We start from the raw sequence: 15,933 nt of genomic DNA on the forward strand, positions 1-15,933 counted from the left end.
GGATTTAAAAAAGATGACCCCTGTTCAATACAGAGATCATCTTCTTCAATCTGCCTAGACTTTTTTTAAATGTCCTTTACATAGGGTACAGTTTAGGATAACTACGGTTGGATTTTTTTATTGACTCTTACATTGATGTCAGGGTTTATACTGGTGTAGAACAATTCTCATGAACCCCGGGGAGATTGCTATGAAAATAGGTGAGCTTGCTAAAATGACGGGCGTAAGCGTCCGTTCAATTCGTTATTATGAGAGTCAGGGATTAATTTCGCCGATCCGTCAGGCCAACGGATATCGGGAGTACTCTCCGCTCGCTGTGGAGACGGTAGAAACGATAAAATTATATTTGAACCTGGGTCTGTCCACAGAGCAGATCGCGGGCTTTCTACATTGTGTCTTGAAGAACAAAGAAGCTTTCTGCGCAGAAGTGATGCCACTATACCGTAGCAAGCTTGAAGATATTGAACGTCAGCTTGTAGAACTGAATCAGATCAAACGCAATTTGGAAGAAAGAATGGCCTCTATCTTGCAAGAGCAGAACGAGAGTAGTTTAGAGGCATGTACACTGGAGAGTTTGGAGTAGGTACTGCTGGAGTTGAAAACTATGAGGAGGAATGACAAATGGCTATTACAAATGCAGATAGCGCTGATTGGGTACGAGCAGAGATTCGCGGTGGTGGAACGGTATTGGTAGATTACGGTGCGCCATGGTGTCCCCCTTGCAAGGTGCTGCTGCCTCTTTTGGAAGATCTTCATCAGGAATATGGAGACGATGTCTCTATTGTGAAGGTGAATTGTGACGAGTTGCCGGATCTGGCTGGTGAAGCTGGTGTTATGGGGATGCCTACAGTCATTGTATATAAAGATGGGCAGCCAATGGAAAAGTTAGTTGGCTTACGTCCGATAGCAGCCTACCAAGGGATATTGAACAAGGTTATTCTAGCATAGCGAATTGGAATTTAGTTGTATTTTGATGCTATATTAATTTCAAGCTGAGAAGGCATTAAGAAGCCTCATCCGGATATTTCCTGCGTGCACTCGATAGGCTAGACGTGAAGCCCTAGGAGAGCGTCTATATTGTTGATCATCCGCTGATCGATGTAGACGCCGCGGTGAGCCGTGATGGTATGAAAGGCACAGCTTTGGAAGGAGTCTAGCCCGTATGGATTTTCAGGTCGCATATACCAACTATCACTCTCTGCTGAAAGCAATCGCTTACCGTATGACCGGCTCTATAGCAGATGCAGAGGACCTCGTTCAAGACGTATTCATCGAGTACAGCAAGCTACAAACAATAGATATCACCCATCCGAAAGCTTACTTAATCCGTATGACAACAAATCGTTGCATCAACTATATGCAATCCGCCCGTATAAGGAGAGAGCAATATGTCGGCACATGGCTGCCGGAGCCACTCGTCAGCTTTACGAATGGAGGCGGAGATAATCCTGCTGATCTCTTCGATCACGATGAAAATGTATCCTACGCCCTGCTCGTCATGCTGGAACATTTGTCGGCTGTCGAGAGAGCCGTCTTCATCTTGCGCCAATCCTTCGCTTTCGAATATAGCGAACTTGCCGATGTATTAGGAAAATCAGAAGCCAACTGTCGAAAAATATTTAGCCGCGCTAATGATAAGCTGCATCAACAATCGCCAGTTCTGCCAGGCAACACGGCTCAGGCAACACCTCTTGCGACAGCATTCCTCGCAGCTGCGCGAGGCGGCAACGTCGATGCGCTTGTCAGCCTGCTGACCGAGGATGCGCTGCTTACGTCGGACGGCGGCGGTAAAGTTCGCGCAGCGATCTTCACTATTACGGGCAGGGATCGTGTTCAAGCTTTCATTGGAGGCGTCATTACGAAGGGCTTCCTCGGAGATTCGCAAAGGATGGTGCTACTTAACGGCCAGCTGGGCATCGTCATCTATCGGGATGGCCGGCCGCTTAAGGCGATCAGCTTCCAGCTTGATGCGGCCGGGGAGCGGATCGAGCATATTTATATCGTACTCAATCCCGATAAATTACAACGAATGGGGTAACCTGTCACAAACGGAGCTTTTGCATTGTCTTATTAGTGAAACAATCAAAAGATAACCGGTCTACAGCCGGAGAGGAGCTATCCCCATGGAACAAAGAATGGATCTGGCCGGTGAAATTCCAGCCGCATACAAAGCGATGATGGGTCTTGAAGCGTTCGTACAATCGACAGGCGTGGAGAAGTCGTTATTGGAGTTAATCAAAATCAGAGCGTCACAAATTAATGGCTGCGCCTTCTGCATCGATATGCATACGAAGGATGCCCGCAAGGCAGGCGAGTCGGAACAGCGCATCTACATGCTGAACGCATGGCGTGAAGCGCCGTTCTACAGCGACGAGGAGCGTGCAGTGCTTGCGCTGACCGAGTCGGTTACACTCGTGACACAAGGACATGTACCGGACGATGTCTATTCGGAAGCGGAGCGCCATTTCGATACTAAGCGACTTGGCGAGATCATCATGGCAATTGTTACAATCAATGCATGGAATCGCATCGCGATCACCACTCGCATGATGCCGCAATAAACTTTAATTACGTCAGCCGAACGTCCAAGGCTAGCATCCGACACTTTACAGATACAATAGAGGTATAAGAACATATGAAGTTTAACTTAGGGAGACCCCATACTATGGGGTCTTTTTTGTATGCATGAATTATCCATCTTCGGTAAAAAATACGGTCACAGCTATAAAGGAGGTGTTAGGGGTGTGGAATGAGGTAATAGAATTAATTCCAAGTTGGGGTGTGGTTTTCCAAGGGATTATGATTTTCTGTGTCCCTTTCTTCCTGCTTCGTACAATAAGCTGGGCTAAAGCTAAAGAAGACAGGATAACGACTAGAGCGGAAAAAGCTACTGGCAGCAAAGGTGGAGGTGTTTCTTCCGTAGAAAACTCTGGAGAAACAGGCATTTTAGAAGGGCCGGTGAAGCAGTCCAGCTCGAATGTAGTAACTAAGGATAAGGGGAAGAGAATAACTTATAGTGGCCATTTTGAGGATGATTTGCAGAAATTCAGAGAGATCAGCGCCGATATGCATGATGTGAATGTAAGGGAGTTGCGAATCGGAAGCATTAAGACAAGGGCAGCACTTTTGTACGTAGACGGTCTAACGGACAAAGACAAAATGGATCAGAATATTTTAAAACCGTTAATGAATGCATATCAGCCGTTTATGAACATGAATAACAAAGCGGAAGCGAAAGATCTACAAGATATTCTCATCCACGAGATCCTGCTTATCTCGGAAGTTGAGCTTACGGATAATGCATACCTCTCCCTTCAGAAGGTGTTATTTGGATCTGCCGTGCTACTCGTGGAGGGGATATCAGAAGTTTTTGTGCTTAGTAGTCCAAAGGGGGCTACAAGAGGGATTCAAGAGCCAGAATCTGAAGCAGTCTTACGGGGCTCACGGAGCGGATTTAATGAGACTTTAAGCGACAACACGGCAATGCTGCGTAGACACGGGCAGAGTACGGAGCTAGCGATGATTTCTTTTACTCTAGGAAAGAGAATGCAGAAGGAACTCATCTTAACCTATATCAAGGATATTGCGAATGATGAGCTTGTAGAAGAGGTTAAACGAAGAATTAAAACGATAGATATAGATGATGTTCAAGAATCTGGTTATGTCGAACAATTGATTGAAGATAATAGTTATAGTCCCTTCCAGCAGATTCAGAATACAGAAAGACCGGACCGCGTAATGGCAGCACTCCTGGAAGGAAGAGTAGCTATCTTAATTGATGGTACTCCCTTCGCGTTGATTATGCCGGTTACCTTCGGGATGTTACTGCAATCTCCAGAGGATTATAACGATCGTTGGATGGTAGGGTCGCTGCTACGTCTGTTACGTTTTTTTGCGGCAACGATATCACTGTTTGCGCCGGCACTATATATCTCCTTTCTCTCGTTCCAACCCGGATTGATTCCAACGAAGCTGGCCATTTCCATTATTGCCTCCAGGCAAGGCGTTCCCTTCACTGTATTAATCGAAGCATTGATTATGGAAACCTCGATTGAAATTTTACGGGAGGCTGGACTTCGTTTGCCTAAACCTATCGGTCCGGCGATGGGGATTGTCGGCGGTTTGATCATCGGCCAGGCCGCGGTAGAAGCAGGAATCGTGAGTCCAATCCTAGTCATTGTAGTATCAATTACTGCTGTTTCTTCCTTCTCTATGCCAATGTATAGTGCTGGGATGACGCTTCGTATGCTCCGGTTTGCGGCTATGTTTTTTGCAGCAATCTTTGGATTATACGGAGTGGTACTTTTTTTTCTTTTGCTTAGTAGTCATTTAATTAAGCTGAAGAGTTTTGGTGTTCCCTATCTTGGTCTGGCAGTCCCGAATAGAACATTCAATTGGAAAGATTTTATATTCCGAATGCCTTTGCAATTTTTAACCGGGCGGCCTACATTGTTGAAACCCAAGGACCCTTTGCGTAAAGGGTGAAAAGTCTAGGTGAAGGAGGAAGAGAACATGAGCGCCGAGGTAAAGGATCGAATAACTGCTGTTCAAGCGACGATCATTCTAGCCAATTATACGATTGCGGCAGGGGTACTTACGCTTCCTCGGACCATTGTAGAGGCCAGTGGTAGTCCAGATGTATGGATAAGTATTTTTTTAGGGGGATTAATCTCCTTTCTGTTAGGCTTGATCATTGTGAAACTTAGTCAAAGGTTTCCAGGCCAAACTTTTTTTCAATATATCGGGAAGATCATCGGCAAACCACTCGGAGTGGTTCTCTCAATAGGAGTCATTGGGTATTTTCTCAGTATTGCCGGCTTTGAGATACGTTCGGTGCAGGAAGTGACCTCTTTTTTTCTACTGGAAGGAACACCTCCTTGGGCGATAGTGGCTGCTTTTATATGGATCGCCTTCTATTTATGCAGAGGAGGAATTAATGCGATCACTAGCATGTGCAGACTTATTGTTCCGATTACCTGGACAGTGTTTCTGGGGGTTTGTCTGCTAAGTTTCGAAGTTTTTGACCTCAATAATCTACTTCCAGTACTGGGAGAGGGAATGGAACCCGTATGGAAAGGGATCAGGCCAACCATTCTGACCTTTACAGCTGGTGAAGCGATGCTGTTCGTTGTTGCTTTTATGGACAAGCCCCAAAAAGCAGTAAAGGTAATTATAGCCGGAACCTGTATATCGACGATATTTTATGTCCTGGCAGTTGTAGCAACCATAGGTGCCTTTTCTATAGATGGAGTTCTCACAAGAACCTGGCCGTTTCTCGATCTTGTACGTAGCTTTGAGGTGAACTATCTCATCTTTGAAAGGTTTGAGTCGTTGTTGCTGGTGATCTGGATTATGCAGATCTTTTGTACCTTTTGTGTTGCGATTTATGCAGCGGCGTTAGGTTTGTCTCAAATCATTCATAGAAGCTTCAAAAGCTGTTTATTGGCATTACTTCCGGTTGTTTATATAGTTTCTAGGATTCCTCCTAATGTGAATGCTTTGTTTGCTTTAGGATCAGGCATTGGTGATTGTATGCTTATTTTATTCGGAGTGCTTCCTTTACCATTATTAATCATCACATACTTCCGGAGGGCTGCTTCATGAAAAAATGGAGGTTGTGGATCGTACTCACTGTACTATGTTCTCTGTTATCAGGCTGCTGGAGCAGCGTACCGATCGAGGAATTAAACATGCAGATTGGTGTTGCACTGGACAGTGCGGAGGAGTCAGGAGGCGAGGGAGTAGCTAATCCGGAAGGTGGGAGCCATAAGAAGCCTGAAAAAATAATAAGTACCTATCAATTTACGATTCCACAAGGATCGGGAGGCGCCGTCATGAAGTCTTCTGCCAGTTCCTCTTCCTCCTCCTTTAAGAATTACTATAATATGAGTGAAACTAGCGATTCTATCTTTGAAGCGATGCGGCAGCTTTCACTGCGTACTAGACGCACTCCGATTGGTCATCATTTAAAGGTTATTGTGATTAGTGAAAAACTCGCGCGTTCCAATAATCTTACTAAAATCATAGATTTCTTTACGCGGGATAATGATATTCGTCCGAGTGTTATGTTATTTGTCAGCAAGGGAATGGCCAAGGATGTATTGGAAAATGCGCTGCCGGGTCAGACTCCTGCCTTTGTACTTGAAGGGATATTCAATAACAGAGACCGGAATATGGGGATATGGGAGCCGGTATCTCTGGCTAAAGTAGTTGGCCCGTTGCAAGGAAAGAAAAGCTTCTTATTGCAAAATGTTATCCCTATTGATCAGGAGACAAAGCTATCGGGAGCAGGTGTAATCAACGGGGAAACGGGGAAGCTTGTTGGGTTTTTGGATGAGTCGGAGCTGGAAGGGATGGCCTGGTTGACCGGAAAGGGGCTAGGGGGAGTGCTTAAGACGTATAATCCGGATACCAATGACCTCTTAACCTATGAGGTTAAAACCATGCATAGCAAGATCAAAGCCAATGTGAATAATGGTCAGATCTCTTTTAACGTGAAAATAACATCTACAGGTAGATATGCTGAGGTCTTTGCCGAGAAATCGAAGAAATTACACGACGGAATTGTAAAGAAGGATAAAGCCTTGCTGCAGAAGCGTGTCCTAGAAATGGTGCAAACTACTGTAACAAAGATGCAGAAGGAGCTGCATACCGAAGCTGCCGGTTTCGGCACCAGTCTACATAATCAGCATCCAGCCGTATGGCGGAGCGTCAAGGATAACTGGGACGAAACCTTCAGCCAAATTCCGATTACCTATGAAGTAAATGTGAATATAGAAGAATACGGCGCATCAGATACAACGGCTGAATAGAGAGATTGTAAAAGGTTCAGAGTTACTTCATTTGATGTGTGAGCGGTATGACATCATTTTGGTGCAGCGCATCGAGTACATCGGTTTTTAATTGCTCAGTAAAGGTATTCCATGTTTTTTTGCCGACATTCAGCTCTTCTCGCCCAATAGCATTTAGTGTTTCCAGCCAAAGGCGTTTATCGTTAATTAGCCCGAGTTGATCTTGAATCTGCTTATATATTTCCTCATGGGCATGAAATTTTTGATTTAACGCAAAAGAGGCTGCACTAGCGGTATATCGCAGTTCCTTAGCAGCCATCCTCAGCTCATGCAGTGAGTCGAAGGCTGCTTCTGATTCGGCATCTTGTCCACGAAATATAGCCTTGCAAGCTTTTTTCTTCTGCTCGTAAGCTACCTCAAGTTCGCGCATGACAACGTTGGCATCTTTTTTCGCTACCAGGGCCTCTAGCTGTTCACTTAGAAAAGCTTTCCACTTCTCATCCAGATCCTCATTGATTAGCTTAGGCAGCTCATCGGCCAGCTTCTTACGATAAGTTTTGCGCTTGTCCTTTTGGTGGTCGATCACAGCCTTCAACAGTTCTGCTGTCTTTGTATCGCCGTTTTCCTTGGCGTGTTTACGTTTAGTCTTGAACGATTCAATCAGAACGTCTGCATCTCTGACCTTGCCTAATCTCTTTTGGGCTTTTTCAAATAGGGGGTATAGCCCTAGAGTATGACCAGGGTCGATAATGGAAAGCAGTGTTAACAGCTTGCGGCAGTTCACTCTTGCTTGGTGAATGTCCTCGTCATCGAATTTGCTAAGTGCATCATGGCAGTAATCCCAAAAATCAATATACAGCAGGTTAAGTGCCTGTTCCCATTGTCTTGTCTTGGTTAACTGTCGTTCCTTCATCACTTCCACTGTCATGCGGCATCACTCCTTAACGTTGTGTATAGCATGAACCTAAGGCTACCCCCTATTCGAGCTGGGGTATGTTCGTATACTATAAGGATAGCGTTATCATAACCTCATTTCAATTCTGATTTCGCACTAGCGAGGCAGATTGATTACAATATTACGGATAATACGGGAAAGAGGGGAATCGGTGGATACTCGGGAATACGATGCAATGATCAATGGATCTGTTGATAGAAGTAAAGAAGTCATCGGACTTCCTGCAGAAATGGGACTTTTCCAGCATCTAATCTTAAAGGATGACAGGATAGATGAGAAAGCAGGGGGCATCGGGGAGATGTTGATCCCGTTCGCCTTTGAAGAGACCCTTTGTAGGGATGTCGGAGCGGGACTTGTTCCTCCTAGTCTGCACCTATGGAGTCATTCTGGGGGTGTTGTGCTCGGCCTACGGGACAGCAAGCTTCCGTACGCGGCTCAAGCGATGGCTAAGTTGGAGCAGCGAGGAATTCGTACAGCGGTAAGACATTCCGGTGGTGCTGCGGTGCCTCTGGATGATGGAATTGTTAATGTTTCGCTAGTTCTCCCCAAAGGACGCGGAAAGCTGGACTTTCATGATGACTTTAGGCTTCTGGCTTCTCTGATCACTGAGGCAGTTGCTATGAGTCATCCACAGGCTGCAGCTCAAATTGAGGCTGGTGAAATTGTTGGTTCTTACTGCCCGGGAGACTTCGATTTGGCGATCGGTGGGCGGAAATTTTGCGGCATTGCTCAGCGCAGACAAAATAATGCCTATTTCGTACATGCATTTGTAGTGGTTTCAGGTTCGGGACAGGAACGTGGTGAACTCATTCATAAATTCTATGAGCAAGCCTCTGGAGGAGACTCAGCATTATCTTATCCGCGGGTTCGTCCAGAGACGATCGCTGGGCTTGGCGAACTAGGCGGACCGAATGCGACTGAAGTATTTGCCGAAGGCATTAGACAAGCATTAGCCCACCGTGGAGTGGTGCTTAAATCCTCTGACAGGCTACAGCAGGAGACCGGATATTTCCTAGACTATGAAGATCCGCGTGTTCTGGATGCTGCGCGAGTCCTGCATGAACGTTATGCCCAAGGATAAATGGATATTGCGCATCGTTAAGAAAGGACGAAACAGAAGTCTGGCGAGAGGCCAGCATCTGTTACGTCCTTTTTAATCATATAAGTCCGGACGTCTGTCTGAAAAAATCGGGATTTGTGCTCGAATTTCACGCACCATATGTAAATCGATATCCCCCGTTAGGATTTCTTCCCCTTCAGAAGCTTCACATAAAATATCTCCCCAAGGATCAATTATCATAGAATGCCCAGCAAAGGTATTGTTAGGATCGCTTCCTGCACGGTTACAGGCTACTACATAACATTGGTTCTCGATCGCTCGGCTGATCAGTAGTGCACGCCAATGTGACAGCCTGGATAATGGCCATTCTGCACTGATAAACAAGATTTCTGCACCTTGTGCGGTATGAGCCCGAACCCACTCTGGAAATCGGATATCATAACAGATTAATCCGGCACATAACGTGCCCTCCAATGTGAAGAGGCCTTTGTCTTCTCCAGGCTGCAAATATAGATGTTCATCCATTAGCTGAAACAAATGTAGCTTACTGTATTCGCCAACGAGTTCTCCAGTTCGATTAAATACAAACATACGATTAGTTACACCGGAGGCGTTCCTGCTAGCGACTGAACCAGCGACGATATTGATGTTGTATTGTCTGGCTAAGATGGAGATGAATTCCTTGGTAATTTCTCCTTCTGGATCACCAATATCTTCTAGTCGGGTCAGATCATAGCCAGTGGTCCAAAGCTCAGGGAGAATAAGACAGTCGGGGGCTGTGGCGGCAGCTACACTAATTTTATTTGCTACAGCAGCATAATTCATATCGGGTTTGCCAAATGCTATATCCAGCTGAATCAGGGAGATTCTCATAGGATTCCTCCTTTTTGTTCAAGACTATAGCACCATAAGAGGATAAGCAATGTTGATTTTTAAAAAATGATTTGATATATTAGTTGACGGGTCAATGATTATCAGTTAGTATTATTTTATACAAAACAATTGTGCACAATTAAATTTATAAAGGAGGTATATTTTGACGGAGCACTATCCTGAGGAAGACCGTATATTTGAACTGCTGCAGGCATTAAACAAGGGAATCTGTCCGAAATTCGAACGATGTGCTGGGATTAGTCCCACACGGCTTCGCCTCCTGCATGAACTATTCCAGGTGGATGAAGTCAGCCAAATTACGCTGCAAAAGGGCATGGATATAGATGCGGCCGCCGTCACTCGGCACTTGAAAGGGATGGAAGAGAGTGGTACGATCACTCGCCGCAACAACCCCGCAGATAACAGGGTTACATTGGTCTCATTGACGGATCAAGGGCGGGAAAGAATGATTCAATATGGCGAAGAGAAGAGACGATTTGTCGCTACTCTGCTTACTGGATTTAACGATCAGGAGCGAAAAGTGCTCATAGATATGCTTAATCGTCTGCAATCTAATATCAATCTGTTGTAACTGTAACTACCCAAATTACACATTCAAAGGAGAAATACACATATGAACGCTACACAAACACAAACCAATGATTTTAAAGAAATTATTACGGGTCGCCGCTCTATCCGCAAATATGATCCATCCGTTAAGATCAGCAAAGAAGAGATGACTCAGATTCTTACGGAAGCGACTCTTGCACCTTCTTCTGTAAACATGCAGCCTTGGCGGTTTCTTGTCATTGAAAGTGACGAAGCAAAAGCTACTTTAGCTCCTCTTGCTCGCTTTAATGGCGTACAAGTTGAAACCTCTGCAGCTATGATTGCCATTTTCGGTGATTTGAACAATTTCGACTATGCAGAGGAGATTTATGGCACAGCTGTTGAACGTGGACTAATGCCTGCTGAAGTAAAAGAAAACCAATTAACTAGATTATCTGCTCACTTTGCTACCTTGCCACGTGAAGTTAACAAAGATACTGTGCTTATTGATGGTGCTCTTGTTGCAATGCAATTGATGCTGGTTGCCCGTGCACATGGATACGATACAAACCCAATCGGCGGTTATGAAAAAGATCAAATCGCAGAAGCGTTTGGCATGGAAAAAGATCGTTATGTTCCTGTAATGTTGCTTTCCATCGGTAAGGCTGTTGATGCAGGTTACCCATCTGTCCGTTTGCCTATCGATAAAATTGCTGAGTGGAAATAATACTTTATACCTTAGGAGGAAAACACAATGATCATTATCCATGCAGTACTTAAAGTGAATCCAGAACGTCGCGAGCAGTTTTTAGCGGAGTCCAAAACACTTCTCACAGCTACTCACGCTGAAGAAGGAAATCTCTCTTACGAGCTGTATGAGAATGCTGGAGAAGCGAACTCATTTATTATGGTGGAGACTTGGCGCGACGCTGAAGCCGTATCCAGCCACAATACGAGCGCTCATTTTACCGCGTTCTCAGCTAAAGCTGGTGAATTCTTGGCTGCGCCACTAGACGTAAAAGTATTTAGCGCAGAGCAAGTGAAATAAGTTATCTCGATTCTTAGTGAATCCTGGTTAATCTTAAACAGGGATGTTCCATAGCCATAATGGCTGCGGGGCATCCCTGTTTTTTATGTTCCCCGTTTATAAGGAGAAGTTCAAGGGTATCTATCCTTACCTTGATACATGTGCACTCACAATAAAGATAGGGGATCTTACATATGGAAATACAGAAAAATATGATCGATATGGTGAACTATTATTTATCAGGCGGTTCACTTGCCCGCATTATGGGCGAAGCAGGAGAAGAGGCGGAGCACAGGCTAATGGGGATCGATCTGGAGGCGGCTAGAGCATACCGACAGTCCATTGGCGGAGTCATTACGGAGGGTCAGCAGCTATTTCAGGTTCCTGGCTTTAGCCCAAGATTGCTGGGGCAACTTACTGAAGTATTAGACAGATTAGATTCAGACAAGCTAAAAGCTCTGGCCCCACAAACCACATGGAATAACCAAGTAGATCCTTACGTGAATGGACCCGAGTGCCTAGGGATGATACTAGAAGAAATAAAGAAGGCACAGCATTATATTCACCTGTCCGTGATGCTCTTCTTTAATGACCGTTCAGGCAATCTGGTTGCAGATGAATTATTTCACGCCCTTAAACGGGGGGTGAAGGTACGGATCATGGTCAATTACGCGCTGACAGCTTTAGGGTATGAGAACAATCTGGCGTTTGGTCAATTTTCCAAGATTTCTGAAAGGCTCGAGAATGCAGGAGCTAAGCTGTTGAATACCTTCAATTCTTATTATACAGCCGTAGAATGGCGTGTGAAGCGGAAGGCGCTGAAGCAACAAGGCGTACCGGAAAGTATCCTGTTCTTACAGGATAAAGTACAAGAGGACGTTGAAATCACTGGGTTGAATGTCATTGATCATCGGAAGTTTATGGTCATTGATGGGGTAACCTCTATTATTGGCAGCCTGAATATTGGAGATCAATACACGTACGTGACGCCTGTTCAGGCATCTTCTTCGATCAGTATAGAAGGACATCTACAGGGGATTCCTAGTAAAAAAGAGGAGTGGCATGATGGCTGCTTCCGCATCCGTGGCGCGGCGGCGCAGCCTTTAAATGCTAAGTTTCATTCCCGTTGGTTACTTCTGGGAGGTGATCATTTTGACGTGGATGATGCCTTCTACCATCCGAATGTAAATTATCATTTTGGGGAGGAAGAATGTACACTGTTTGCAAGCTTTCCGGGTAATCCAGTTAACTTAATTCAGCAATACTATTTGAATTTAATTACCTATGCGACTGAGGAGACGGTGATTGTAAATCCTTATTTGATTGATCAAGAGTTTTGGGATCGGCTGGGGGAGCTGGGGCCAGACTGTTCCTGTCATCTGAGCATCTGCAATCCGCTGAAGGTTAATGATCATCCTACCAATACTGCGGCGGTACGAGGCAATATGTATAAGCCGTTTCTCAATGGGGTTTCCTTTTATGATTACAGTTTCACAGGTCGTTTTTCACATTGGAAAATAACCTATGACCATAGATCACGGGCGGTATTTCATGGCTCCTACAACATCAATGAGAGAAGCGCCTGCCACGATTTCGAGCTGGGAATGCTGGTGAAAGGGGAGGCCTTCGCAGCGCGGATAAAGTCTATGATCGATTATGATCTGGGTGTCTCACGGAGAATTACGAAGAAAAGTGAGTTCTTTAAGTATCCTTGGCTGCATCCTAGTACGTATCTGAACAAGGTTACTCAGAATTACACTTGATAATATCGGTTCATTGTCATGTATAATGATCGTTATAAATTATCAAGGTGGAATAATAGCTATGAAAATCAAAATTACAAAGAATGGCATGAAAAAGGATGAGGTATTCTTTCGCACAGAGTTTGGCGAGGGTCGGGGGATCTGGTGCGGTGCTCCTGTGGAGCCAGATACGGAAACAGATGTGGAATTCGAGCTTTCGGAGCTGCTGATGAGATGGGTGGATATTCTGCCTGCACCTGCTAGTGAGTTCAATACTAGGTTAGAGGGAGATAAGGTTGTTTTTACCGGTGTGCTGGAGAATATTGAAGAGGACGGAACAGGATTTTTGCGAATAGGTGAAAGTTTAGTGATGTTCGAGTGTCTCGGTGAGCCTATGGCGCTTGGTGTGTTTGTAGAAGTACAGGTTCGTAATGTGAGTATCTACCCTTTGAGTATTTGACGCTTATCAGGGACTAAGATAACATACAAAGATAGCATTAGATTCAGAAGTAAGTATGAGGAGTAGAAGTCTATGAACACCGAAATTCAGCAATTTAAGACCGAATTCTTCAAGGCGCTGGCTCATCCGATGCGAATTCGTATACTGGAACTGCTCAGCGAAGGTGAGAAGAATGTGAATGAGCTACAAGCCATTCTAGGATCAGAAGGCTCTGCTGTATCCCAGCAGCTAGCTGTTTTACGCGCCAAGAATGTAGTAGCCAGTGTAAAAGAAGGCACCACTGTGATCTATTCGTTACGTGATCCTCTAATTAAAGATCTTCTGGTCGTAGCCAAACAAATATTTGATAACCATCTGGTGAATACCATTTCATTGCTCGAAGGTATGCGCGGAGAATAAAGGAATAACATTATTTTGGCGTTGACAACAGTTGCGTCCTAGAGTAATGTTCTTCTTATATTCAAATAATCAGATATTTAAAGAAAAGAAGGTTTGATCATGACAGGGTGGGGCCGATATAAAGGCTACAACATGAATGCATTTCGCAAGGATTTGATTTCGGGAACAATCGTTGGTGTTATTGCCATTCCTTTGGGGATGGCATTTGCTATTGCATCTGGTGTAAAACCGGAGTATGGCATTTACACGACAATCGTTGCCGGAATATGTATTTCATTGTTCGGAGGATCAAAATTTCAAATTGGTGGGCCAACAGGTGCTTTTATTCCTATCTTGTTTGCCATTGCGATGGAGTATGGCTATGAGAACTTGCTTATCGCTGGGATGATGGCAGGGGTTATTCTAGTTCTCATGGGATTATTAAAGTTGGGTGTATTGATTAAGTTTATTCCGAGGCCAGTAACGATTGGTTTCACAGCAGGGATAGCGGTCATTATCTTCACCGGGCAGATTGCTAATTTCCTTGGACTAAGGAATATAGAACGGCATGAGAGCTTTGTAAATAATATGAAAGAAATAGGGCTTCATCTATCGACGATGAATGGATACAGTATTCTGACCGCCGTGATTTGTCTTGCCATCGTTATCCTAGCGATTCGATTCGCTCCGAAGGTGCCTGGATCATTGGTAGGTCTTCTGTGCGCGACTGTAGTTGCTGCGTTATTCTTTAGCGGCAAAGTGACTACGATTGGCTCTGCTTACGGAGAAATCCCTAATACCTTACCGAGCTTTCGATTTCCGGACATTACTTGGGAACGAATTACCCTGCTAATTCGTCCGGCATTTATCATTGCAATGCTAGGTGCTATAGAGTCATTGTTATCCGCTGTTGTAGCGGATGGAATGACAGGCAGCCGCCATAATAGTAACCGAGAGCTGATCGGTCAGGGAATCGCAAATATTGCTGCTCCATTGTTCGGGGGCATACCAGCGACAGGAGCAATTGCTAGAACAGCGACGAACATCAAGAGTGGCGCTGTTTCTCCCATCTCGGGGATCGTTCACGGTGTTGTGGTGTTTCTAATTCTCCTGTTGCTCGCACCCTATGCTTCCAGTATTCCTTTAGCTGCGATGGCACCGATCTTAATGGTAGTAGCTTGGAATATGAGTGAGCGCAAAGAGTTCCTTCATCTGCTTAAGATCAAGACCGGCGATTCCTTGGTGTTATTCATCACCTTCTTGTTAACGATATTTGCAGATTTAACGCTGGCTGTAGAGGTGGGATTAATTCTTGCGGTTATTCTGTTTGTGAAACGAATGGGAGAGGTTCATCTGGTAGCCAAAGTGCTGCCTGATCCGAAGTCCGTTAAGGTAGAGGCACACATGGTTACGGAGAGTCATGACTGTCCGCAAATTGGAATTTACACGGTGGAAGGTCCGCTGTTTTTTGGCGCTGCTTATCGATTCGATGACACTATGCCAAGCTATGGTTCAGATCAACCTAGAATTATATTAATGCGGATGGGGAAAGTACCCTTCATGGATACCACTGGAGAATCCAATTTAGCAGAGCTTGTGCGGCATTTACAAGCTGTTGGAGGGAAACTTATGATTTCAGGTATTCAGCCACAGCCGCTTGAGCTACTCAAGAGAACTGGACTGTATAGTACCATAGGTGAGGCTCAGTTTTATCCGCACACCGGGGAAGCCATTAATGACGCACTTAACAGCATCGATTACAACAAGTGTATTGGATGTAGCCATGCCGCTTTTAGGGAGTGTACAGCGTTCTCCTGTCTGGAAGAGGCGGGAAGTGTGCGCGGTCTGAAAGGGCGTAAGAAACCTGTAATTGCACCTGAACTAAATAGTGGTCTTTGAGTGAAATAGATAAGAGTCAGCCCGGACGTTTCTGCGTCCGGGTTTTTCTGTTCAAATATATGAATTTAAGTTTCACATTATATATTATCCTTATATTTCTCGCTTAAACGCTGATCGTCCTAATAAGGGCGACAAAGGCGTTTATGCTTGAGATTGGACTTGGGAATGCCAAATTTGTACAATTGGGTATAAGTTAAAT

The 15,933-nt window shown here is 44.8% G+C and carries 17 protein-coding genes; 15 read left to right on the forward strand and 2 right to left on the reverse strand.

The features are described 5' to 3' along the window. Positions 1-190 precede the first annotated feature (190 nt). From ACFWMP_RS29770 to ACFWMP_RS29800, 7 genes are all read left to right on the forward strand, one after another. The gene (locus tag ACFWMP_RS29770; protein WP_042184564.1) at positions 191-583 is read left to right on the forward strand and encodes a MerR family transcriptional regulator; all 393 of its coding nucleotides are present in this window, start codon (positions 191-193) and stop codon (positions 581-583) included. Between the two features lie 38 nt (positions 584-621). Beyond that, positions 622-948 carry a thioredoxin family protein gene (locus tag ACFWMP_RS29775; RefSeq protein WP_042184566.1) on the forward strand — a complete coding sequence of 109 codons (327 nt, stop codon included), beginning with the start codon at positions 622-624 and terminating at the stop codon, positions 946-948. A 214-nt stretch (positions 949-1,162) separates the two neighbouring features. Next, positions 1,163-2,038 (forward strand): RNA polymerase sigma factor SigJ, encoded by an 876-nt coding sequence (gene sigJ, locus ACFWMP_RS29780; protein ID WP_076285911.1) that lies wholly within the window; start codon positions 1,163-1,165, stop codon positions 2,036-2,038. A gap of 85 nt (positions 2,039-2,123) precedes the next feature. Continuing rightward, on the forward strand, positions 2,124-2,561 hold the full coding sequence (locus ACFWMP_RS29785; protein WP_042184569.1) for a carboxymuconolactone decarboxylase family protein: 438 nt from the start codon (positions 2,124-2,126) through the stop codon (positions 2,559-2,561). 181 nt (positions 2,562-2,742) lie between these two features. Continuing rightward, positions 2,743-4,485, forward strand: a complete 1,743-nt coding sequence (locus ACFWMP_RS29790; RefSeq protein WP_042184572.1) for a spore germination protein — start codon at positions 2,743-2,745, stop codon at positions 4,483-4,485. A gap of 27 nt (positions 4,486-4,512) precedes the next feature. Next, complete coding sequence (locus ACFWMP_RS29795; RefSeq protein WP_042184574.1) at positions 4,513-5,604, forward strand: GerAB/ArcD/ProY family transporter; 1,092 nt, start codon at positions 4,513-4,515, stop codon at positions 5,602-5,604. Further along, the gene (locus tag ACFWMP_RS29800; RefSeq protein WP_340973963.1) at positions 5,601-6,812 is read left to right on the forward strand and encodes a Ger(x)C family spore germination protein; all 1,212 of its coding nucleotides are present in this window, start codon (positions 5,601-5,603) and stop codon (positions 6,810-6,812) included. Before ACFWMP_RS29795 ends, ACFWMP_RS29800 begins: the two co-directional genes overlap by 4 nt. 22 nt (positions 6,813-6,834) lie before the next feature. Here ACFWMP_RS29800 and ACFWMP_RS29805 read toward each other — a convergent pair whose 3' ends face one another. Then, a complete protein-coding gene (locus tag ACFWMP_RS29805) occupies positions 6,835-7,719 on the reverse strand; it encodes a CHAD domain-containing protein (protein ID WP_379425953.1) in 885 nt (294 codons plus the stop codon). 178 nt (positions 7,720-7,897) lie between these two features. Between ACFWMP_RS29805 and ACFWMP_RS29810 the strand changes: the two genes are divergently transcribed. Then, positions 7,898-8,827 (forward strand): lipoate--protein ligase family protein, encoded by a 930-nt coding sequence (locus tag ACFWMP_RS29810; RefSeq protein WP_052404138.1) that lies wholly within the window; start codon positions 7,898-7,900, stop codon positions 8,825-8,827. A 72-nt stretch (positions 8,828-8,899) separates the two neighbouring features. Here the strand turns inward: ACFWMP_RS29810 and ACFWMP_RS29815 are convergent, their stop codons facing one another. Continuing rightward, positions 8,900-9,679 (reverse strand): carbon-nitrogen family hydrolase, encoded by a 780-nt coding sequence (locus ACFWMP_RS29815; protein ID WP_379425955.1) that lies wholly within the window; start codon positions 9,677-9,679, stop codon positions 8,900-8,902. Between the two features lie 163 nt (positions 9,680-9,842). On the opposite strand from ACFWMP_RS29815, the gene ACFWMP_RS29820 reads away from it, so the two are divergent. The 7 genes from ACFWMP_RS29820 (at position 9,843) to ACFWMP_RS29850 (ending at position 15,734) form a co-directional block, all read left to right on the forward strand. Next, on the forward strand, positions 9,843-10,271 hold the full coding sequence (locus tag ACFWMP_RS29820) for a MarR family winged helix-turn-helix transcriptional regulator (RefSeq protein WP_042184581.1): 429 nt from the start codon (positions 9,843-9,845) through the stop codon (positions 10,269-10,271). Between the two features lie 42 nt (positions 10,272-10,313). Then, positions 10,314-10,955 (forward strand): nitroreductase family protein, encoded by a 642-nt coding sequence (locus ACFWMP_RS29825; protein ID WP_042184583.1) that lies wholly within the window; start codon positions 10,314-10,316, stop codon positions 10,953-10,955. A gap of 27 nt (positions 10,956-10,982) precedes the next feature. Continuing rightward, entirely contained in the window at positions 10,983-11,276 is a 294-nt protein-coding gene (locus ACFWMP_RS29830; protein WP_042184585.1) for a putative quinol monooxygenase, read from the forward strand. A gap of 173 nt (positions 11,277-11,449) precedes the next feature. Further along, positions 11,450-13,018, forward strand: a complete 1,569-nt coding sequence (locus tag ACFWMP_RS29835) for a phospholipase D-like domain-containing protein (protein WP_379425957.1) — start codon at positions 11,450-11,452, stop codon at positions 13,016-13,018. A gap of 61 nt (positions 13,019-13,079) precedes the next feature. After that, positions 13,080-13,457: a hypothetical protein gene (locus ACFWMP_RS29840; RefSeq protein WP_339244578.1), complete on the forward strand. Its 378-nt coding sequence runs from the start codon at positions 13,080-13,082 to the stop codon at positions 13,455-13,457. Positions 13,458-13,529: 72 nt separating this feature from the next. Then, a complete protein-coding gene (locus ACFWMP_RS29845) occupies positions 13,530-13,856 on the forward strand; it encodes an ArsR/SmtB family transcription factor (RefSeq protein ID WP_042123860.1) in 327 nt (108 codons plus the stop codon). Positions 13,857-13,955: 99 nt separating this feature from the next. Then, on the forward strand, positions 13,956-15,734 hold the full coding sequence (locus tag ACFWMP_RS29850; protein ID WP_379425960.1) for a SulP family inorganic anion transporter: 1,779 nt from the start codon (positions 13,956-13,958) through the stop codon (positions 15,732-15,734). Positions 15,735-15,933 lie beyond the last annotated feature (199 nt).

It is taken from the genome of Paenibacillus sp. NPDC058367 (genome assembly GCF_042723305.1).
Lineage (GTDB): Bacteria > Bacillota > Bacilli > Paenibacillales > Paenibacillaceae > Paenibacillus_AQ.